Origin of the sequence: Oceanobacter mangrovi (assembly GCF_019740315.1) — a bacterium.
Classification (GTDB): Bacteria; Pseudomonadota; Gammaproteobacteria; order Pseudomonadales; family Oceanobacteraceae; genus Oceanobacter; species Oceanobacter mangrovi.
The window spans coordinates 1-21,927 of sequence record NZ_JAHXZR010000001.1; the positions used below are offsets into that span (position 1 = coordinate 1).

Consider the following 21,927-nt stretch of genomic DNA (forward strand, 5'->3'; position numbering starts at 1 on the left):
CTTGCATGTGTTAAGCCTGCCGCCAGCGTTCAATCTGAGCCATGATCAAACTCTTCAGTTTAAAAAGTTTCGATTGGTGGAATATCCAATCTAAATCTTGCTCAAGAATAAAACTGTTAACATTCACATAAATGAATTATCGACGAGTTCTTACTTGATAATTTGTGACTACAAATCGTCTCAGCAAGCACCCACACGTAATTGTCTAAATTCTTTGTTAAAGAGCGCGCTTCTCGTTTTACCTCGAAGCGGGTTGCGCATTCTAAACACTTTGTTTTCGATGTCAACCACTTTTTTCAACTTTTTCAGAGGCTTCGTTTGAAGCAATTCCGATCAAGCCAGGAGCGCGCATTCTAGAGACTTTCTCGAGAGTGTCAACCCCTTTTTCCTTTTGTTTTCAGAGCCTTGCGGCGTCTCAACTCAGGAGCCGCGCATTATAAGGATGCCGACTCCTGCGTCAATACCTTTTTTAAAAATTATTTAACTTCGAACAGGTGATACTTCTTCTTGCCCAATTTCACCAGGAAGAAACGGCCAAACAGAGCCTTCTCAATGGCAAAGCATTCGGAAGCTTTCATGTTGTCATCTGCACCTTTGGCTTCATCATTAACGAACACCGCATTACGTCCGAGCGCATCCTTTACTTCACGACCAGCTTTGACCATACCTGCGTCGGTAAAGAGTGTAGTCAGTGGGGTTTCACCAATGGCGGCCACATCCAGATCACTGGAAGGCAAGCCGTCCAGCTTGATCTGTTCAAGCTCCGCTTCACTCAGCAGGGAGATATCACCATTGAACAGCGCTTCGGTAATACGCTTGGCTGATGCCAACGCTTCGTCACCATGGACAAGACGGGTAACTTCTTCAGCCAGAATCGGCTGTACTGTTTTACGCCCCTGGATCTCGGCGTCTGCGGCTTCAATTGCAGCAATCTGTTCAACCGGCAGGAAAGTGAAGTAACGCAGGAACTTGTAGGCATCAGCGTCCGCGGTGTTGAGCCAAAACTGATAGAAGGCATAAGGAGAGGTTTTGGAGGCATCCAGCCAGATGGTGCCACTTTCGGTTTTACCAAACTTGGTACCGTCAGCCTTGGTCACCAACGGCATGGTCAGACCAAACACCTGCTTACCATACATGCGCCGGGCAAGGTCAACACCACCAACAATATTGCCCCACTGATCAGAGCCACCGATCTGCAAGGAGCAGTTATCGCGCTCAGCCAATTCAGCAAAGTCGTAAGACTGCAACAACATGTAGGTGAATTCGGTAAATGAGATACCAGAGCCTTCACGTTCAATACGCTGTTTAACTGACTCTTTCTGGATCATGTTGTTAACACTGAAGTGTTTGCCAACATCCCGCAGGAAGTCGAGCACACTCATGTTGCCAACCCAGTCGAGGTTGTTAACTACGGTCGCGCTGTTATCACCACACTCGAAATCAATAAACTGACTCACCTGGGCTTTCAGTTTATCCACCCAGCCAGCCACCACGTCCGGCCCATTCAGCTTGCGTTCCTGGGCCTTGAAGCTCGGATCACCAATCAGTCCGGTTGCACCACCGACCAGAGCAAAGGGCTTGTGGCCAGCCAGCTGGAAACGCTTCAGCATCAACAGCGGTACCAGGCTACCGATATGCAGACTGTCAGCTGTCGGATCGAAGCCGCAATAAAGGGTGCGCATCCCGCTTTCGAGATGGTCAATAAGTTCCTGATCCGCGGTTGCCTGATTCAGCAAGCCGCGCGCTTTCAAATCTTCGATCAATGCAGCTGTCATGGCGGGAATGGTATGTATGTTAAATAGGGCCACCGAACATACCTGATCGATGTGCAAAATCAAGCACGCTGGTTAAAATCCCCACAGCCGCTAATATGCACCTATAGGCCCATTGAAGTTCAGGAAATTACGTCCACGATGTCACAGGCTAGCAGTCCGCTACAGTATTTCCCCGCTACGCATATCGCGGGGGCCGTTGTTCTTGTTTTACTGGTTTTGTTTGCCCTCTTATGGCCAGTGGCTGAACAGCAGCAAGTCACCAGTCTTACCGTTCCACTACCCGCAACGCCCAGCGATGGCGACGTGACCGAAAGCGTGCAGTGGCACTCCGACAAGGTTCGTTCCGGAGACAGCTTGTCGACCCTGTTTACCCGCAACAACCTCTCTGCCGTCGACGTCATCGAAATTGCCTCCGTAGCCCCCAAAGATGCCATCCGCCTCTACCCCGGCCAACAGATCCGCTGGACCACCGACTGGGAAAACCGCATCACCGCTATCGAATTACCCATCTCGCCGTTGGCCAAACATACTCTCGAGCGATCTGCCGAAGGGGGCCTCAGCTATCAACTGATCGAACGAGACGCAGAGCGTGTCCCCCGCTTCGCCAGCGCCACAATCGACAACTCGCTGTTTCTCGATGGCGAACGCGCCGGTGTACCGGAATCAACCCTGATTGAATTGGCTGGTATCTTCGGCTGGGATATCGACTTCGCCATGGATATCCGCAAGGGAGACTCTTTCAGCCTGATCTATGACGAGATCTTTCTGGATGGCGAAAAAATCGGTAATGGCGATATTCAGGTCGCCCGCTTTGTTAACCAGGGCCGGGAAATTACCGCCGTGCGCTATGAAGACAAAAACGGCAATGCCAACTACTACACACCCGATGGCATCAGCATGCGGAAAGAATTCCTCCGCAACCCGATCGATTTCTTCCGCATCAGCTCCCGTTTCAACCTGCAGCGCAAACACCCTATCTACAACACCATCCGTGCCCACAAAGGTACCGACTATGCTGCGCCAACCGGCACACCGGTGAAAGCCGTTGGTGACGGCAAGGTCATTTACGCCAGTCGCAAGGGTACCTATGGCAATCTGATTATCATCAAGCATAACGCCCGTTATGAAACCCGTTACGCTCACCTCAATGCGTTCAACCGTTCCGTAAAATCCGGCCGCTACGTCAAGCAAGGCCAGGTGATCGGTTACGTTGGCTCTACCGGCGCCGCTACCGGCCCCCATTTGCATTATGAATTCCGCGTTGATGGCGTCTTCCGGGATTCTCTCAAGTTTGCCTTCCCGCAGGCCCAATCGATCTCTTCGGCAGACAAGCCAGCCTTCCTGACCCGTGCCAAGGCAATGGAAACCTGGCTTGATGGCAACCTCTCTGGAGCCAGGCCATGAACCGTTCTGCAAGCCAGGACGGCTTGTATATCGGCCTGATGTCAGGAACCAGTGCTGACGGCATCGATGCAGTGCTGATTGAAGTTCAGCAAAACCGGATTCAGACGCAGGCGCAGTGCAGTATTGATTACAGCGCAGATGAAAAACGCCAGCTCCGGGAAGCGGCTATCGCTGACGCCTTAGCCGTCGACGAGATACTGGCGCTGGATCGGTTTATTGCCCGTCGATCTGTGGCTGTCGTCCAGCAGCTACTGGCGCAACAACAGCTTGCTGCCACGGATATTGTGGCAGTTGGCAGCCACGGCCATACCCTGCGTCATCTGACTACCCCGGAAGTCAAAACCTGGCAAATCGGCGATCCCGCCTGGATTGCCGAGCACACCGGTATTTGCTGCGTAGCAGACTTCCGCCGTCGGGATGTCGCTGCAGGCGGCCAGGGAGCGCCACTGGTGCCAGCTTTTCATCAACAGGTGTTTGCCAGTGCAGACCAACCCTGCATGGTGTTAAACATCGGTGGTATCGCCAACCTGACCGTTCTGGCAGATAGCCGGACTATCGGCTTTGACTGCGGCCCCGGTAACGCCCTGATGGACGAGTACTGCCAGGTTTATCTGCAGCAGGGCTACGATGCCAACGGCCAACTGGCCAGCCAGGGTAATGCCTGTGAAGACCTGCTGGAACGCTGGCTGCAGCATCCCTACTTCAGCCAACTGCCACCGAAAAGCACCGGCCGCGAACTCTTTACCCTCAAGCGACTGCACGACGATATGGCTCGGTTGAACCCGGCCGACAGCCTCGCAACCCTGAGTGAATTCACAGCCCGTAGCATTGCCCGCGCAGTACAGGATTATGGCCATGCAGCCGGAGAGTTACTGGTGTGTGGTGGTGGCGCGTTTAACGGCGACTTGATGCAACGCCTGAGCAGAGTACTGCCAGCTCATCAGCTGGGCACAACCGCCAGTCGTGGCATTCATCCGCAATGGGTCGAAGCCGCTGCCTTTGGCTGGCTCGCCAGTCGTACCCTGATGAACCTGAGCGGCAATCTGGCAACCGTGACCGGTGCTCGCGGAGAGCGGATTCTGGGAGCGATTTATCCAGCCTGAGACGGCCATGTACTGCGATCTAGAAATAAACGTAGCCTGACGTTTCCAGCCGCTGCACTTCCTGCGGGCCATCAGAAACAAAGTCGATAAAGGCAGGCAAGTCCCGGCGACTGAGACCATGGCTGGCCATCCAACTTTCACAGACCTTCAGATCAACGATTTCAAAAGCGTCCAGCCGGGCGGCGAGATCGATCAGCTCGCGGTTGGCCTGGTAGTTGGAAGGAGTAAACAGCCGGATTTCCGCACCAGTCAACACAAAGGTCACCGGCTGACGACGGCTATAACCGTTATTGTCGACCACCAGTTGCTCAGCCCGTGACAGCAGCCGCCGCAGCTCGTCGGCTGAGTGCAGTTCAATCGCGGCCTGAAAGTGGTTATCGAGCGTGGCGGGTTCAAGTACCGAAGAGCCGTCGAGGGGATCTGCAATTACCTCGGCTGCGGCCAGCACGCCATGACTTGCCGTCAGGATCAGCAGTGAGCACAAGACCTGTCGGAACAAAGCCAACCGAGGCAACGGCATAACGCGAATCAGATAGAAAAGGATGAGCCACAGCCACAAGTGGACGTGGCAGACGGATTGGTCACAACAAAGCGGGAGCCTTCAAGACCTTCCTGATAATCGATCATAGAGCCCACCAGATAGCTGTAGCTGAGGGAGTCGATCAGCACCCGCACGCCATCTTTCTCAATCAGACTGTCGTCTTCAGCCGCTTCATCATCAAAGGTGAAGCCGTACTGAAAGCCGGAGCAGCCGCCGCCCGTCACGAAAACCCGCAGACAGAGTTCGTCATCGGCCTCTTCGATCAGCAGCTCGCGGATTTTTTCCTCAGCAGCAGGGGTGAGGGAAATAGGGTCAGCAGCAACGACAGTCATAATATTTTGGCGGTTATCCTGATTAAACTGATCAAATTATGTCTTTACCTGACTAATTCAGTCAACTTTTGCTTCTGGTACAGACTGTACCGGCTTCAGTTTGGCCGTCTTGTCAGCCGCATCCACATGCTTCAGCTGGCCGTTAACACAGGCACCCAGCACCATTTCCATGGCCTTGTAATAGACATCGCCAGTGACACGGGCGTCCTTCGCCAGTTCGATGTATTCAAAGGCATGCACATCACCACTGACTTCACCATTGATGATGATATTGGGCGCCTTGATCTCACCTTCAACCCGGCCTTTGTTGCTGATGCGCAGCACTGCACTGCCACCGGCTTCAGCCAGCAGGTTACCCTTGATGACGCCATCCACATGCAGGCCACCGGAAAAACGTACGTCACCCGTGATCTCGGTTTTGGCGGAAATCAGCGTGTCATACTGCACGTTGGAGCTTTTGTCTTTTGCACTGAACATGGCGGTTCCTTACTGTGGCCAATCGAAAAGAGCTTCAACCCGGCGCGCCTTGCGGCCGGTGGCCTCGGCGATCACTTCTACGCGCACAGGTTGAAAGTTCGCTGGCAGACGGACATTGCCAGCCAGCTCCTGAAAATAACGAAAACGGAATTCACTGCTGTTACCGGCAACGGTATCGCCATTAAGCGGAATGGCGGCTTCACCCTTGTCATCCCGGCCCACCAGCGTCAATGTCACCTGACCACTGATAGCATTCGCGTTGTCTGCCACCTGGGTCAGCATCAGGCGATACTGGAACGAGCCGTCATCAAGTCGGCTGATGTCCAGATTATGGATTTTCAGCCCTTTCTCGATGGCAGCCGGATCCATGATGCTTTTGTAAAACGATACTTCTTCTTCGAGGTTGACCACCTGGTCTTCCAGCGAACGAATCGAACCGCGCACAGTATCGGCCGCCTGACGGTCTACTTCGCCACCTTTTTCGAGCACGCCCACTTTCTGACTGAGCGAGTCGATACTGGAAGCACTGCTATTCAGTGCCTGCGCCAGCTGATCACGTTCGGTCTGCAGTGTCCGCACCGATTCGAGATGATAAAACCAGGTCGCAGCGAAGGTTGCTCCAGCCACCAGCAACAACAACATGAAACGCATAAAACGGCCGCGCGAAGCGTAACCGCGCCGATGACTGATAATAACCAGTTCATCTTGCGGGCTACCCTTGACCACCGAGCCTTTTTGCAAAGCCATGAAAATTCCTTACTACCAGCGATGCTTATGGCATCAGGGCGACGATGTTAAGACCGGCGTTTTCAGCAAAACCAAACATCAGGTTCATGTTCTGAACAGCCTGACCGGAAGCGCCCTTGACCAGGTTATCGATCACCGACAGTACAATAATCTGGCCGGTTTCGGCGTGACGATGTACCGCAATCCGGCACATGTTGCTGCCTTTCACGGAACGGGTCGCAGGATGACTGCCAGCTGGCATCACATCAACAAAGGGTTCGTTGGCATAACGTTGTTCATACAGCGCCTGTAAATCCAGCTCAGCTGGCAGATCCGGTGCAAAGGCATACAGGGTTGAGTGAATGCCGCGAATCATTGGCGTCAGGTGTGGCACAAAGGTCAGGCCGACCGGCTTGCCAGCCATCCAGCCCAGACCCTGACGAATTTCCGGCAGGTGACGATGACCGGCAACGGCATAAGCCATCATGGATTCGCTGGTTTCACACAGCAGCGAACCAACCTTGGCACCACGGCCAGCACCGGAAACACCGGATTTACAGTCGGCGATGAGGGTTTGATCCGGCAGCAGACCTTGTTCCAGCAGCGGCAGGAAACCCAGCTGTACCGAAGTCGGGTAACAGCCAGGCACAGCAATCAGACGGGCGTTACGGATTTCTTCACGCTTCAATTCCGGCAGACCATAAACCGCTTCCGGCAGCAATTCGCGCGCGCCGTGAGGCTGGCCGTACCATTTTTCCCACTCATCCGCATCGGCGATACGGAAGTCAGCGGACAGGTCGATCACGCGGGTACCGGTAGCGAGAATTTCAGCAGCCAGTGAGTGGGCAACGCCGTGTGGGGTGGCAAAGAACACCACGTCACATTCGCCCAGCGTATTAATATCCGGTGCGGTGAATTTCAGATCGGTATGGCCGCGCAGGTTGGGATACATATCCGCCACCGGCATACCTTCTTCACTTCGCGAGGTGATCACATGCAGTTGAACTTCCGGGTGATTTACCAGGATGCGCAACAACTCAACACCTGTGTAACCAGTTCCGCCAACAATACCAACCTTGATCACATCAACACCTCTGTTTCACCATTAGCTGCCAACAACGGGGGCAAGCTCGTCCCGAAGGCGCTTATAATACCGTTTCTGGCCCCTATTCATACCACTTGCGACACATCCAGCGCGGATTGTCGTGGGTTGGCCAGACTGATTTCTGCCACTGTAAACAGGGGAGTCGCTTGTCGTTCAAACTCAGGTTCCAGCATGGCCTGCAACAGCTGGTGCTATCCGATAATCAACTGGGTCTGGCGTTACTGGCATTGGCTGCCGGTATTGCTGCGGCGCTGATGATCACCCTGTTCCGGCTGGCGATTGAATGGCCGCTGGAAATCCTCTTGCCGATGAGCAGCGCCGACGACTACGAAGCCCTGACGCAGTGGTTCCGTGCCGGTCTGTTGGTAGCCGGTGGAGCACTGCTGATCCTGATATTCCAGCCCCTGAAACCAGAGCAACGCAGTGTTGGCGTGACCCATGTGCTGATCCGCATGGAACGCCATCAGGGCTATCTGCCATTCACTAACATCCTGCTGCAATGGCTGGCGGCGGCAGTGGCCTTGCTGAGTGGCCACAGTGTTGGCCGTGAAGGCCCGGCGATTCACCTGGGTGCCGGTGCTGCCAGCCAGCTCGGTGTAACGGCCGGGGTGGCCCATCACCGCTTGCGGATTCTCGCCGGCGCCGGGGTTGCCAGCGCTATCGCCGCTTCCTTCAACACGCCGATGGCGGGCGTGATCTTTGCCATGGAAGTGGTGTTGCTGGAATACAACCTGCGCGGCTTTATTCCTATTATTCTGGCTTCGGTGGCTGGTGCCGTAATCAGCCAGGCGGTGTTTGGTTCAGCCACCGCCTTTGACGTGCCACCGCTGGCAATGGCATCGCTGTGGGAATTGCCCTATGTGATTGCTCTCGGGCTGGCCTGTGGTTTGTTGGCGGCCGGTTTTATCCTGTTGATGAAACGCTTCCAGCGCATTGGCAAATGGCCGCTGGCAGCCCGGTGGGGCGGTTTGACACTGGCCACCGCTGCCATTTCCTGGTGGGTGCCCGGTGTGATGGGCATTGGCTACGACACGGTTAACGAAGCGCTGGTGGGTCATGTCAGCCTGGGGCTGTTTATCGGCCTGTTACTCGGCAAGGTGGTACTGGCTGCCTGGGCCGCCGGGGTCGGTTTTCCCGCCGGACTGATTGGCCCAACGCTGTTTATGGGCGCCATGGTCGGAGCGATTATGGGACGGCTGTCGAACATCTGGTTGCCCGATTATCCGGCCGAAACCGGTTTCTACGTCATGCTAGGCATGGGCGCCATGATGGGCGCTGTATTGCGGGCACCGCTGGCGGCGTTGGTCGCCCTGCTGGAACTGACCGGCAACCCCAATATCATTATGCCGAGCATGCTGGCGATTGTGATCGCCACGCTGGTCGCCAGCGAAATATTCAAACAGCCGTCGATTTTCCGGGCCCAGCTGGGCCAGAACGATCTCTATCAAACGCCACACCCGGTACAGCAAATGCTGCTCAGCACCTGGGTAGCGGAAGCGTTGACCCGCTCAGTCGCCACCACCGACAAACAGATATCCCTCAATGGCGCCCGCGAGTTGATTGAGCAACACGTTGACTGGCTGTTGATCGAATCCGAACAGCTGATCCTGTCGGCAGCGGCCTTGTCAGAAGCCATCCAGTTAATTGATGCCAGTGACGACAGCCATCCAGAAACCCGGATTGACCTGCTGAAGATTCCCGGCGAACGCCATTCTGTGCGCGCCATTACGCTCAGATCCAACCTTCAGCACGCTCTCGAACGCATGCAAGCCAATGACTTGGAATGGCTGGCAGTGTATCGTCGCGAGCCGGACGCACGTAAAGGCCAGGGCCCTTGTCTCGGGCTGGTCTCCAACGCCATGATCGAACGCCACTATCGTTATCGGCCGCAGGTTATCCGCTAGCCGTTTACAGCACAGGACCAACACATGCTTTGGGTTAAAGCCTTCCACATCATTGCCGTAATCACCTGGTTCGCCGGTATTTTCTATCTGCCACGGCTATACGTTTATCACGCCATGGCAGACGACCAGGCTTCCCGCGAACGTTTCAAGATTATGGAGCGCAAACTCTACCGCGGCATTATGTGGCCAGCCATGATGGTGGTGATCGCTCTGGGTCTTTGGCTGATCAGCTTTAACCCGGACTACTACCTGAAATCCGGCTGGATGCACGCCAAGCTGACGCTGGTTGCCCTGCTGGTTGGCTATCACCTGTACTGCGGCAAACTGAACCGCCAGTTCAAGGATGATCAAAACAGCCACAGCCATGTCTGGTTCCGCTGGTTCAACGAAGTGCCGGTCTTTATTCTGATCGGCGTCGTGATCCTGGTGGTGGTACGACCGTTCTGAGCAGTCAGGCGCCAGACACATGTTTTTGACCGCTGCGTTACCGCACGCTGCGGAGACAAATAGATTCACAAGAGAGAACCCGATGAGCTACGACATTTCCAAATCCCAGGCCCTGTTTGAAACCGCCCAGCAACACATTCCCGGCGGTGTAAACTCACCGGTTCGTGCCTTCAAGGGCGTCGGTGGTACACCGATCTTCTTCGAACGCGCGACCGGAGCCCACGTATTTGATGTTGATGGCAACCGTTATGTCGATTACGTCGGTTCCTGGGGTCCGATGATTCTGGGCCACAGCGCCCCGGAAATTCTCGACGCCATCCGTGATCGTATGGAGCTGGGCCTGAGCTTTGGCGCGCCAACCGCGATCGAAGGCGACATGGCTGACGAAGTCTGCAAACTGATCCCGTCGATGGACATGGTGCGGATGGTGAACTCCGGGACTGAAGCCACCATGAGTGCGATTCGTCTGGCCCGTGGTTATACCGGCCGTGACAAGATGGTGAAATTCGAAGGTTGTTACCACGGTCACTCCGACTCCCTGCTGGTTAAAGCCGGTTCCGGCATGATGACCCTGGGGGTACCGACCTCTCCAGGCGTTCCGGCCAGTGTCGCCGAACACACTATCACCCTGAACTACAACGACCTCGACAACGTGCGCGAATGTTTCGCCCAGATCGGCGACCAGATTGCCTGCGTGATCGTCGAGCCGGTGGCTGGCAACATGAACTGCATTCCGCCAACCAAATCCTTCCTGCAGGGTCTGCGCGAGCTGTGTGACGTCCACGGCATCGTACTGATTTTCGATGAAGTGATGAGTGGCTTCCGCGTCGCGCTGGGCGGTGCCCAGGCGTATTACGACATCGTTCCGGACATGACCTGTCTGGGCAAGGTGATCGGTGGTGGCCTGCCAGTCGGTGCCTTCGGCGGCAAGCGTGCCATCATGGAGCACCTGGCGCCACTGGGCCCTGTATATCAGGCCGGTACCCTGTCTGGTAACCCGCTGGCGATGGCCGCAGGTCTGGCAATGCTGAAAGAAATCCAGCGCGACGGTGTTTACGAACAGCTGACCGCCCGGGTTGATCAGATGATGGCTGGCTTCAAGGCCGCCGCCGACAAACACGGTGTGCCGTTCACCTACAACAAGGCCGGTTCCATGTTCGGCATTTTCTTCACCGAACTCGACAAGGTCGAAAACTTCCGCCAGGTCGCAGACCAGTGTGACGCCGCCCGCTTTGGCAAATTCTTCCACGGCATGCTGGAGCAAGGTGTTTACCTGGCACCATCCGCGTTTGAAGCAGGCTTTATGTCGCTGGCACACACGGAAGAAGATATCGACTTCACCATCGCGGCAGCCGATCTGGTGATGGCGACGCTCTGATAGCAAGTACGGTGTAACGGAAAAACGACATGACAGAACTGCTGTTCGCCTGCGGGCTACTGATCAGCGCAGCGCTGATCAGCTGGCATAACCGCCCGGCAACCAAAGGCAACCAATGGCCTGGCAGTGCGGCCGGTCGTTTTGCCGCCGGTCTGATACTGCTCGGCACCGCCGTCAGTGAATTGCTGGCCGCCATGGCCAGTGGCGAAGCCGTCGAGGGTGGCCGCCTGATCATGACCCAGCTGGGTCTGTACGCGGCCTTGCCGATGCTGGTTTCGACCCAGCTGGCGGAGCGCTTTGGTTATCACTGGACTCGCCAGATCTGGGGCCGGATTCTGCTTGGCTGGTGCGTAGTGTTTGAACTGGCGCGGCGGGCCAATGCGCTGGACAGTGTGCTGCTGGTAAGCCTGCTGGGCGGACTGCTGGTGATCGCACTGGCATGGTGGCGGCCGGTTGCTCAGGCTCTGAAGACCAAAGAGCTGTTGCTGCAACGCTTGCTGCCAGGTTTGATCTGGTTGGCGCTGATTGCCCTGCTGCAACTGCAGCCAGCTTTTAGCCCGCTGGCACTGCTGTTTGCCGCCACCATTGCCCTGTACATAAGTCAGCCGGAATCTTATCGAATCGCGCTATCGAGCCGATAACCCCTGCCTATACTGGTGGACAAAGCGAGCAATTCTGACCGAGGAGTCAAGCGCTATGTCCACCGGTGCCGACCTTCACTATCGCCAGGCCGACCGTTTTTTTGCGGTTTGCTGTGGTGCCCTGTTTATCGTATCCCTGCTGTTGGCCAACTGGTACGACAGCTGGACCGCCGCGCTGGTGATCGGCTTACCCAGTGTGCTGGTCCCTGTGATAATTGGCCAGCTGGCGCCTGCCAGCAAACTGGCACGCTCAACCTATGCTGCCGCGCTGATGGTGTTCGCCGCCCTGCATATCCATCAGGCCCATGGTCTGATCGAGATTCACTTTGGCATTTTTGTCTCGCTGGCGTTACTGATGACCTACCGCGACAGCCTGCCGATTATTGTTGCGGCAGTCGTGATTGCCGTTCATCACCTGGCCTTTAACCTGCTGCAGGAAGCGGGTAACCCGGTCTGGGTATTTCCGGATAGCAGTACCAGCCTGGGACTGAGCGGCTTCCAGCTGGTCATGCTGCATGCGCTGTTTGTGGTGGTTGAAGCCGGTGCACTGGTATTCCTGACCGAGCGCAACCGGATCAGTTTCCAGCAAGGGCTGGAGCTGTCGCATATTGGCAGCCAGCTTGATCACAACGGTCGGATTAATCTGGATATCCGCAGTAGCCAAAGCCGCCATGAAATTACCCGCCAGTTCATGGAATTCTTCGAGGAGGTCAATGAACTGGTCAACAAGGCCGACATTCTTTCCGAAACCAGCAAGGACTCCGGCCACCGTCTGGCCCGACTGTCGTCGCAGGTCGCCGAAGGCACCCGTAACCAGCAGCGGCAAACGGACCAGATCGCTACCGCCACCAACGAGCTGACCGTCTCGATGCAGGACATCAGCGCCCATGCCGAAGCAGCGGCAGCCGAATCACAACAGGCGCAATCGCTTTCCAATGATGGTGCCAAAGTGATTGCCAGCGCCACCGACAGCATTCACAAACTGGCTGACAGCATGAGCAAGGCCCACGATGTGATCATGAATCTGGACCGCGAAACCGGCAACATTGGTTCTGTGCTGGCGGTGATTCAGTCAATCGCCGAACAGACCAACTTGCTGGCCCTCAACGCCGCTATTGAAGCGGCGCGGGCTGGAGAGCAGGGACGAGGCTTTGCCGTGGTGGCAGATGAAGTCCGCACACTGGCATCACGTACCCAGGAAAGTACCGAAGAGATTCGCCGCATGATCGAACGGTTGCAGAAAGGCTCGGCCGAAGCCGTCGCCACCATGCAGGCCAGTCAGACCGGCGTCCAAAGCAGTGTTGAACAGATCAGCCGTACCCGCGAACAGCTCGACAGTGTCAGCAACCACGTCGCCAATATTCACCTCACCAGCCAGCAGATCGCGCGCGCGATCAGCGAACAGAGCATGGCGATCAGTGAAGTCAGCAAGAATCTGGAGGCTATTCGGGCGGTCAGTGAAGACGCTGCCCAACAGAGTAATGAATCCAGCGAACTGGCCGGTAGCGTCAGTCACGCATCAACCGAATTGCACGGTTTGCTGGCTCACTTTCACACCCGTCAGTGAGCTGTAAGAGCGTTTACCAGCTGACGTCGACCGTCAGCATATAACCCATACCATAGATGGTTTTGACGATGCGGGGAGACTTGGGGTCTTCCTCAATTTTCTTGCGGATACGCGACATCCGCACGTCGATGCTGCGGTCAAAACCATCGTCTTTGCCTGCCATCAGCGCCTCGCGACTGAGAATCTGCCGGGGTCGTAACAGCAGCTGTTGCAACAGCTTGGCTTCGCCCGGGCTCAGCTCCAGCTGACGACCATCGTCATGCTGTAGCTGCAGGGTCGCCATATCAAACTGCCAGTCAGCAAAATGTGCCACCCTCGGGCTGTCATCATCGGCCACCAGCCGCACCGCTTCCGGCCGTTGTACCCGCCGCAGGATACTGTTGGTACGAGCTACCAGCTCACGCGGATCAAAGGGTTTGCTGAGGTAATCATCGGCTCCGAGCTCCAGCCCTAACACCCGATCAGGCAAGCTGTCACGGCCAGACAGAATCATCACCCCGATGTCCTGCCGGTCGGTCAGATCCCGTACCAGTCCAAGGCCGTCCATATCCGGTAACCCGAGATCGATGATACACATGTCCGGTGCCCGGCTTTGCAACGCCGCCACCAGCTGACTGCCGGAACGAAAGGCCTGTACCCGGTGGCTGTAACGCTGCAGCTCCCGGCACACCAACTGGGCTATATCGGCGTCATCCTCGACTACATAGATCAACGCTGGGCCTTTCATATCGACATCTCCGGTCCTGATAATATTGTTATCGGTTATTGATTGCTTTCCATTGCCTGGTTGGCCTGCCGCAGGGCCTGCGCCAGTTGCTGGCGGTCAAACGGTTTGCGCAGCAGTGGCCAGCCAACAACCCCGGAGTTGTCAGCATCTTCGTCGGCGCCGAAAGCATAACCGCTCACCAGCAGAATCAATAGTCCGGGCATTTGCTGGCGCAAGCGCTGGGCCAGTTCTATGCCCTTGATATCACCGGGCATCATCACGTCCGACACCACACCAGCCAGCTCACTGCCACTCTGCCGCAGGGTTTCTGCCAACTGTAAGGCTTCCTCGGCGTCTGACGCCTCCAGTACGTGAATATCCAATGCCGACAATTGCTGGCGCACTACTTCCCGCACATCCGGATCATCATCCACCAACAGGAACAGCTGACCGGCAAACTCATGGCTTGCCGAAGTCACAGCCGTATCGCGATGGCTTTCAACCACGGCTGCCGGGTCAGTCATCGCACACACCGGCAATAGCAGCACCACCGCGGCACCACCGCCAGTCTGATTGGCCAGTGCCAGATAACCACCGGACTGCTTCACAAAACCAAACACCATCGACAACCCCAGACCGGAATTCAGCTGGCCCGGTTTGGTGGTGAAAAAAGGCTCAAAGGCTTTCGCCAAAGCCTCATCACTGAAACCATCGCCGGTGTCGCGACACTCAATCAGCAGGTAACGACCGTCTGGTACGGTTTCGTCAAACGCCAGCGACTGCAGCAGCGGTTCTGTCTCGGCCGTCGGCAGCTGGGCGGGCCAGTCGATGACCCCGGCACTCAGCTTCAGTAAACCACCGTTGGGCATGGCATCACGGGCATTCAACCCCAGATTGACCAACGCATTTTCCAGCAAGCCGGGGTCCAGCCGCGCCAAACAGCCCTGCAGCGAGGGATCCGGCTGATAACTGAGTTGATGCCGGCTGGTAAACGAACTGGACAGCAGCTCAACCGTTCCCTGCAACAGACTGTCGACCCGCACCGGCGCTGCCTGTAACGGCTGCTGGCGGGCAAAGGCTAACAGCCGGTGGGTAATATCGGCGCTGCGACGGGCCGCTCGTTCGGCTGGCGCCAACAGAGCATCCAGTTCCGGGTTATCCCCAAAACGCTCGCGGGCGATCACCAGATTACCCTGCACAATCGACAACAGATTGTTGAAATCATGCGCCAGGCCTCCGGCCAGCTGGCCCACCGCACTCATGCGCTGGGCCTGATTGTGGGACTCCAGCAACTGCTGGGTACGCTGACGCACTTCCGCATCCAGGGTGTCGATATTGTCTTCCAGCCGTTCAACCATGGCGTCAAAACCGGATGCCAGAATGCCGATTTCGTCATCGCGCTGAATGCCGGTACGGGCCGACAGATCCCCACTGCGAACCCGCAAGGCAGTGCCCGCCAGCTGCTCTAACGGCCGTGCAATACGATTCACAAAAAAGTTGGAAATCAGCAGTGTCGCCAGCATGGTGATGGCCGCCAACACCATGATGCGGGTACTGAGCAGTTCGGAACTCGATTGCAGTTCATCGAGATACACCGACGAACAGATATACCAGTCAAAACCGTCCATATAACGCACCAGCGACAGTTTTTCGTAGGCGTAATTGCCGGGATCATCGGGCTTGTCCCAGCGGTAATGCAGCTCCTTGCCCGAGTCAGCCGCAGCAATCAATTCCTTGTAGATCGGCTGGCCGGTGAGCGGGTTTTCATGTCGAATAAACCGAATGCCGTCGAGGTTACCGTTGGGGTGAATCAGCATGTAGCCGGAGCTGTCGAACACGTACAAATAGCCGGTACGGGCAATATGAGTCTGCTGCAGCGCCTGCCGCAAATCCTGCAGTGCTTGCTGACGGCGCTGTTCAACCTGTTGTTCGAGATCTGACAGATACACGCCAGAGCCAATCACCAGCCCCCATTCAGGGAAATCCTTAACCCAGGAAACCTTGCTGTCGCTGCCACTGCTGGCCTGCAAGCGTGGCCAGCGATAACTGTAAAAACCGGAACCTTCGCGACGGGCCTGACCCACCAGCGTCTGCAGCGTGCTGATTTCAGTGTCACTGAGGGAGGCAGCATCACCAGCCTGACGATATTTCGGGTCCGGATGTGCCAGCACCCCGAGGTTGTAGTCCACCACCCAGATGTAGTCGTGATCATCAAAGCTGGAATTACGCAGGTATTCCATCGCGATCTGACGCCCCTCAGCGGCTGACAGGCCGCGCCGCATCGCTTCCTGAACATGCGATCGAATCAGCGACTCGGCCAGATCCACCGCCATTTGCAGACTGTCCTTGCGGTTTTCCAGTGCCTGCTGCCGATACTGCTCGACCCCGGCGTACATACGATTGGCAATTTCATAGGTGTTATTGAGGGCCAAACGAGCCGAATTGCGCTCAATTTCAAACACTTTCTGTTTGATCATCGGCACTGTGTAGGCGTAAACAAAGATAAATACCGCCACCAGAATGCCGCGAATCAGCAGCGATAACTGGCGCGACAGACGGCCTGGCCGCCGCAACCAACGCGTCGCGGAAAAAAAGGTGCCAACAGGTTGTTCTGCTTTGGTCTCAGGCATCTCGGGCCACTGTAACAGTTCGATACATTTGCGAAAAAGTCGGGCAAAACTCTTTGCCTACTCTCTACTCATACGGAATTGTCGACCGCTGTCGACAACGACTCCGTAGTAATAACAATAACGACCCTGAGGCCGGGCGTATATGACCCACATTGGTAACCAGAGCTTTCCCGCGGAGCCATCCTGCGCTAGCTGCCTGCCAATCCCGCCGACCAGTTTTTCAACACAACTGGCCACCGGCCGGGGTAATTGCAGCGCAGTATCAGACTCCAATAGCACGCTCCAAGGACGTACCTGAGGGAAGCCCAATGCAAAATATCTACGAACAGAATCTTGATGCAGTGACCGCCAACTATGCGCCACTGACACCGATTTCGTATCTTGAACGCACAGCTTTTGTGTACCCGGAAAAAATTGCCCTGGTACACGGTGAGCTGCGCCAGACCTGGGCTGATACCTGGAACCGCTGCCGCCAGCTGGCCAGTGCACTGAATCAGCGTGGTATTGGTCAGGGCGATACTGTGTCCATCATTGCTCCCAATACCCCGGCGCACTTTGAAGCGCATTTTGGTGTCCCAATGAGCGGCGCGACACTGAACTCCATCAACACCCGGCTCGATGCCCCGGCGATTGCCTTTATCCTGCAGCACGCCGAAACCAAAATTCTGCTGACGGACCGCGAACTGTCGCCAGTGGTGGAGAAAGCCCTGCACATGCTGCATGAGCCGCCAGTCGTTGTAGATATCCATGACGCCCTCGCTGCCGATGGCAAATCATTGGGTCAGCTGGACTATGAAGCCCTGCTGGCCGAAGGTCAGGCCGACGCCCCCTTCCACCTGCCGTCTGACGAGTGGCAGGCCATTTCGCTGAACTATACCTCTGGCACCACCGGCGACCCCAAAGGGGTGGTTTACCACCATCGTGGTGCCTATTTGAATGCCGCTTCCAATGCCCTCAGCTGGAACATGCCAAACCACGCGACCTACCTGTGGACGCTGCCGATGTTCCACTGCAACGGCTGGTGTTTCCCCTGGACCATGGCAGCGATTGCCGGTACCAGCGTGTGTTTGCGGGCCGTACGTGGTGACGACATCGTCAAGCTGATCGTATCTGAGAAAGCCGATCACCTGTGTGGTGCGCCAATCGTGCTGAGCATGATCGCCGGGGTGGATCCGGCCCTGCGTGAAGGCCTCAACCACAAGGTCAAGGTCATGACCGCTGGCGCGCCACCACCAGCGTCCGTGATTCAGAAAATGGAAGAACTCGGCTTCGACGTGACCCAGGTTTATGGCCTCACAGAAACCTATGGCCCCTGTGTGGTTTCTGCCTGGAAAGACCAGTGGGACGAACTCGATATCAAGGACCGCGCCAGCCTTAAGGCCCGTCAGGGCGTACGGGTTGCGATGCAGGAAGGTTTGATGGTGGTGAACCCCACCACCATGCAGCCAGTGGCCCGTAACGGTCAGGAAATCGGTGAAATTGTGATGCGTGGCAACATCGTCATGAAGGGTTACCTGAAAAACCCGCACACCACCGAAAAATCCTTTGATGGCGGCTGGTTCCACTCCGGTGACCTGGCAGTCTGGCACCCGGATGGCTACGTCGAGATCAAGGACCGCTCCAAGGACATCATTATTTCCGGTGGTGAAAACATCTCCTCGATCGAGGTCGAAGAAGCGCTGTTCCGTCACCCGGAAATTGAAGACGCAGCGGTGGTCGCCCGACCTGACGAAAAATGGGGCGAAGTGCCCTGCGCCATCGTCAAACTGGTTGCAGGCTCACAGCTGACCGAAAAAGACATCATCGCCTATTGCCGCGACAACATGGCTCACTTCAAGGCACCGAAGCGAGTGATGTTCAGCGCCCTGCCGCGCACCTCCACCGGCAAGGTACAGAAGTTTGTCCTGCGCCAGTGGGCCAAGGACAACGCGATTCCTGAAACGGCTGACTCCTGAGATGACTGATTTCTGAGATGACGGTTTCTGAGATGGTGGAATGACCCACTCCATTCCCTATGGGTTCTTACCATGAACCCTTTCGGGCCGCTGCTTCACTGAAGTAGCGGCCCTTTTTTTAGCCCCGGGAAATGACCGGTTCAGGAAGCGCCGCGCATCTGCGCCCGCATTTGCCGGGCGTCCTGCAAACGGCCCTGCTGCTCCATGGCATCGGCCAACAAGGCCCGAATCCGATTCGATAACTGGTCATCCTGACTGTACAACAGACCGCGCTGTAACAGCTGTTCTGCCGCCGCCGGTTGATGCATTTGCAGGTTGGCCCAGCCCTGACGGTAATAGATAGCCGCATTACGCGGCTGAATCTGCCGCGCCTGATCGAGATAACTCATCACCTTCGACCAGTTACCCTGCTGGCGGGCAGCTTCTGCCCGCTGCAGCAGCGCCTGCACCGCCGGGTGATGGCTGCCTTCATCAAGTCGCGCCAGCTGGCCATCGCTGATGGTCGGCAGATCCGCACTGTCAGCGTTATTACCATTGCCCACCATCGCCACGGAACTACAGCCTGCCAGCGCCACCAGCAAGCTCGACGTCAGCAGCAGTTTCAGCCATGGCTTGCCTGAATCAGTAGCAGCAGGCGCTGATGTCAAAACAGCCAATCCAACCATCCTCGTTTACCCTCTTTTTGATGAGTGCCGCGACAGGGAACTGCCTCCGGGCGCTGCACGCTGGCAGGCCACGGCAACATGCGGCCAGAGCAACCATCCTGCAGGATTTGGCCATTGGCATCCACCGCGACTTGCGGCAAACCGGTCGGTTGCAGGGCTTCAACACCCACTTCCTGCATCACCGCCTGCCAGATTGGCAAGGCACCGGAGCTGCCCGCCAGCGGCATTGGCTGGTTGTCGTCGCGGCCAACCCAGACCACTCCCAGATAACGATCATCAAAGCCGGCGAACCAGGCATCTCGCTGCTGGTCACTGGTACCAGTCTTGCCTGCCAACGGGCCATTAAAGCTTTGTTTCAGACGCCGCGCAGTGCCTTCCTCAACCACCTGTTCAAGACCATAACGCAGCCAGTCGAGCTGCTCTGCCGGTACTGTCTGTTTGCCTTGAATAGCATAGGACGACAGCGTGGTACCTTGCGACGTGGTTACCGCTTCGACTGCCCGCAGTGGCATCTGGAAGCCACGCGCAGCAATGGTCTGGTAAACCCCGGCGACTTCAAATGGTGACAGTTCCTGCGACCCCAACAACACGGATGGATAAGGCGGCACGGTGCGCTTCAGCCCCAGCTGGGCGAAGGTTTTCGCTACGGCTTCCAGCCCGACCCGCATGCCCAGTCGGGCCGTTGCCTGGTTATAGGAATGCGCCAGCGCGTCGATCATCAATACATTGCCGTGGCTTTTGCCATCGTAGTTCTGCGGCTGCCACAGCTGGCCGTCTTCACCGGCAACCTGTACCGGACTGTCGTCCAGCACACTGGCCCAGTTATAACGGCCGCTGCGCAAGGCGGTCAGATACACCACCGGCTTGGCCAGCGAGCCAATCGAGCGGCGGGCATCCAGCGCCCGGTTATATCCAAAGAAATCAACGTCGCGACCGCCAATCATGGCGCGCACTTCAGCACCATCAACACTGGTAAATACCGCGGCGGTTTCGAGCTTGCCCTTGAGTTCAGCGCGGCTGTTTTCGAGCGTCGCCAGCTGTTTGTCCGCCTGGCTTTCAAGTGCGTGCTGCATCCAGGGATCGAGCGTGGTAAAGATGTTCAGCCCTTCGGTTTCAAGGTCTTCAGAGCGGTAATCCTGCCGCAGCTGCTGCCGTACCAGCTCCAGAAACGCCGGATATTCGCGCTGGCTGGCGCGGCTGCTGTCGGCCGTCAGCATCGGCATATTACTGGCTTTGAGGAACTCGGCCTGCGATATCAGCTGCTGGTCGCGCATCAGCTCCAATACCAGATTGCGCCGCTCCAGCGCCCGCTGCGGATGGCGTTTGGGGTTGTAATAGGAAGCCCCTTTGACCAGCCCGACAATGGTGGCGACTTCGGCCAGATTCAGCTCTTCCACCGACTTGCCAAAATAAAACCGCGCCGCCAGCCCAACGCCATGAATCGCACGGCGACCGGCCTGACCCAGATATACTTCGTTGAGGTAGGCCTGCAGGATTTGCTGCTTGGAATAATGCAGCTCCAGCAGTATCGCCATCAGCGCTTCCTGCGCCTTGCGGGTCAGCGTACGTTCCTGACTGAGGAAGAAGTTTTTCACCAGCTGCTGAGTCAGGGTTGAGCCACCCTGCACCACGCCACCGGCCTTGACGTTGGCAATCATGGCGCGAGCAATACCGCGCAGTGAAATGCCAAAGTGCTGGAAGAAATCCTTGTCTTCCGTCGCGACCAGCGCTGCTACCAGCTGGGGGGGAACCTGCTGCAGGGTAACCAGTTCACGGTCTTCGTTATGAGCCGGGAAAATGCCGCCAACATACTGGGGTTCGAGCCGTATCAGTGGTTGTTCTTCGCCGTTAACGAACAGTCGTTGCACCCGGTTATCGGCCAGCCGTAATTCGATCAGTGCCGAATCCTCACGACCGTCCCAGAAATTCACGGCACGGCGATGAATGCGCCAGCTGTCGCCTTTGTGCACATAGCTGCCTGGCATGCTCAGCGAGGCACGCGGTTGGTAATCGGTCCATTGCAACTCGGCTTCGAGCTGTTGTGGTGGCAGCAGCTTGCCCGGATATAACATCAGCGGACGGGCATACACCCGTGCAGGCAGCGTCCACTTTTTACCGTCGAACTGCTTTTGAACCTGGGCATCGAGAAACACCATCCAGACGCCCAGCGCCACCGCCGCAATAAGCCCCAGCTTCCAGCAAACACTCCAGCAACGCCGCAGCCAGCCTGTCTGACTGTGACCGTTGCCGCTAGAGGAAGACGGAGGCTTCGGTGGGCTTTTCTTCGCGGTGGCTTTGGCAGTCGTTTTTTTTGCCGCTGGTTTTTTGGCAGCGGAAGCTTGCTTGTCGGCTGCGGTTTTACTCGCTGTTTTTCGGGGAGCCGGTTTTCTGGCTGCAGCTTTGCCGCTGTTCGGCTTTGGGGAATCCGCCATGATCAGTGCTGTTCTGGAGTCCGTTTAAAAGTGATACGCCACGGGCGCTTGGCTGGGTTCGACCGGAAGTCTAGCAGTGAGTGCCACTGACGTTCTGCCCAATTGACCACAGGCCGATAAATCTACGGGGCTAATCCGC

Annotated in this window: 18 protein-coding genes; 8 read left to right on the forward strand and 10 right to left on the reverse strand. The window is 56.6% G+C overall.

The window, feature by feature from the left end; all coding sequences use genetic code 11:
* Positions 1–476: 476 nt before the first annotated feature.
* A complete protein-coding gene (gene tyrS, locus K6123_RS00005) occupies positions 477–1,775 on the reverse strand; it encodes a tyrosine--tRNA ligase (RefSeq protein ID WP_221794366.1) in 1,299 nt (432 codons plus the stop codon).
* Positions 1,776–1,991: 216 nt separating this feature from the next.
* On the opposite strand from tyrS, the gene K6123_RS00010 reads away from it, so the two are divergent.
* Complete coding sequence (locus K6123_RS00010) at positions 1,992–3,179, forward strand: M23 family metallopeptidase (protein WP_246624540.1); 1,188 nt, start codon at positions 1,992–1,994, stop codon at positions 3,177–3,179.
* Positions 3,176–4,282, forward strand: a complete 1,107-nt coding sequence (locus K6123_RS00015) for an anhydro-N-acetylmuramic acid kinase (RefSeq protein WP_221792912.1) — start codon at positions 3,176–3,178, stop codon at positions 4,280–4,282. Before K6123_RS00010 ends, K6123_RS00015 begins: the two co-directional genes overlap by 4 nt.
* Before the next feature lie 19 nt (positions 4,283–4,301).
* Here the strand turns inward: K6123_RS00015 and K6123_RS00020 are convergent, their stop codons facing one another.
* Genes K6123_RS00020 through argC form a run of 5 tightly spaced genes read right to left on the reverse strand, consistent with a single transcriptional unit; the run spans position 4,302 to position 7,442 of the window.
* Positions 4,302–4,802 carry a hypothetical protein gene (locus K6123_RS00020; RefSeq protein WP_221792913.1) on the reverse strand — a complete coding sequence of 167 codons (501 nt, stop codon included), beginning with the start codon at positions 4,800–4,802 and terminating at the stop codon, positions 4,302–4,304.
* Between the two features lie 8 nt (positions 4,803–4,810).
* Entirely contained in the window at positions 4,811–5,155 is a 345-nt protein-coding gene (erpA, locus tag K6123_RS00025) for an iron-sulfur cluster insertion protein ErpA (protein ID WP_221792915.1), read from the reverse strand.
* Between the two features lie 57 nt (positions 5,156–5,212).
* On the reverse strand, positions 5,213–5,632 hold the full coding sequence (locus K6123_RS00030) for a bactofilin family protein (protein WP_221792917.1): 420 nt from the start codon (positions 5,630–5,632) through the stop codon (positions 5,213–5,215).
* A gap of 9 nt (positions 5,633–5,641) precedes the next feature.
* Positions 5,642–6,379: a DUF6776 family protein gene (locus K6123_RS00035; protein ID WP_221792919.1), complete on the reverse strand. Its 738-nt coding sequence runs from the start codon at positions 6,377–6,379 to the stop codon at positions 5,642–5,644.
* A gap of 25 nt (positions 6,380–6,404) precedes the next feature.
* Positions 6,405–7,442: an N-acetyl-gamma-glutamyl-phosphate reductase gene (gene argC / locus K6123_RS00040; RefSeq protein ID WP_221792921.1), complete on the reverse strand. Its 1,038-nt coding sequence runs from the start codon at positions 7,440–7,442 to the stop codon at positions 6,405–6,407.
* Between the two features lie 167 nt (positions 7,443–7,609).
* Here argC and K6123_RS00045 point away from each other — a divergent pair, with 167 nt between their 5' ends.
* The 5 genes from K6123_RS00045 to K6123_RS23345 all read left to right on the forward strand — a co-directional run bounded on the left by K6123_RS00045 (position 7,610) and on the right by K6123_RS23345 (position 13,400).
* Positions 7,610–9,367: a chloride channel protein gene (locus K6123_RS00045; protein ID WP_221792923.1), complete on the forward strand. Its 1,758-nt coding sequence runs from the start codon at positions 7,610–7,612 to the stop codon at positions 9,365–9,367.
* A 24-nt stretch (positions 9,368–9,391) separates the two neighbouring features.
* Positions 9,392–9,814 carry a protoporphyrinogen oxidase HemJ gene (gene hemJ / locus K6123_RS00050; RefSeq protein WP_221792924.1) on the forward strand — a complete coding sequence of 141 codons (423 nt, stop codon included), beginning with the start codon at positions 9,392–9,394 and terminating at the stop codon, positions 9,812–9,814.
* A 94-nt stretch (positions 9,815–9,908) separates the two neighbouring features.
* Positions 9,909–11,192, forward strand: a complete 1,284-nt coding sequence (hemL, locus tag K6123_RS00055; RefSeq protein ID WP_221794368.1) for a glutamate-1-semialdehyde 2,1-aminomutase — start codon at positions 9,909–9,911, stop codon at positions 11,190–11,192.
* Between the two features lie 29 nt (positions 11,193–11,221).
* Positions 11,222–11,833, forward strand: coding sequence for a hypothetical protein (locus tag K6123_RS00060; RefSeq protein ID WP_221792926.1), 612 nt, complete (start codon positions 11,222–11,224; stop codon positions 11,831–11,833).
* A 55-nt stretch (positions 11,834–11,888) separates the two neighbouring features.
* Positions 11,889–13,400, forward strand: coding sequence for a methyl-accepting chemotaxis protein (locus tag K6123_RS23345; RefSeq protein ID WP_221792928.1), 1,512 nt, complete (start codon positions 11,889–11,891; stop codon positions 13,398–13,400).
* A 13-nt stretch (positions 13,401–13,413) separates the two neighbouring features.
* Here K6123_RS23345 and K6123_RS00070 read toward each other — a convergent pair whose 3' ends face one another.
* Positions 13,414–14,127: a response regulator transcription factor gene (locus K6123_RS00070; RefSeq protein ID WP_221792930.1), complete on the reverse strand. Its 714-nt coding sequence runs from the start codon at positions 14,125–14,127 to the stop codon at positions 13,414–13,416.
* Between the two features lie 35 nt (positions 14,128–14,162).
* Positions 14,163–16,736 carry a cache domain-containing protein gene (locus K6123_RS00075; protein ID WP_221792932.1) on the reverse strand — a complete coding sequence of 858 codons (2,574 nt, stop codon included), beginning with the start codon at positions 16,734–16,736 and terminating at the stop codon, positions 14,163–14,165.
* Positions 16,737–17,044: 308 nt separating this feature from the next.
* Here K6123_RS00075 and K6123_RS00080 point away from each other — a divergent pair, with 308 nt between their 5' ends.
* Positions 17,045–18,691 carry an acyl-CoA synthetase gene (locus tag K6123_RS00080; protein ID WP_221792934.1) on the forward strand — a complete coding sequence of 549 codons (1,647 nt, stop codon included), beginning with the start codon at positions 17,045–17,047 and terminating at the stop codon, positions 18,689–18,691.
* A 140-nt stretch (positions 18,692–18,831) separates the two neighbouring features.
* On the opposite strand, the gene K6123_RS00085 is transcribed toward K6123_RS00080, so the two are convergent.
* Together K6123_RS00085 and mrcB are read right to left on the reverse strand one after the other, a co-directional pair.
* The gene (locus tag K6123_RS00085; RefSeq protein ID WP_221792936.1) at positions 18,832–19,347 is read right to left on the reverse strand and encodes a tetratricopeptide repeat protein; all 516 of its coding nucleotides are present in this window, start codon (positions 19,345–19,347) and stop codon (positions 18,832–18,834) included.
* Positions 19,335–21,788, reverse strand: a complete 2,454-nt coding sequence (mrcB, locus tag K6123_RS00090) for a penicillin-binding protein 1B (protein ID WP_221792938.1) — start codon at positions 21,786–21,788, stop codon at positions 19,335–19,337. The genes K6123_RS00085 and mrcB overlap by 13 nt, the downstream gene beginning before the upstream one ends.
* Positions 21,789–21,927: the final 139 nt, after the last annotated feature.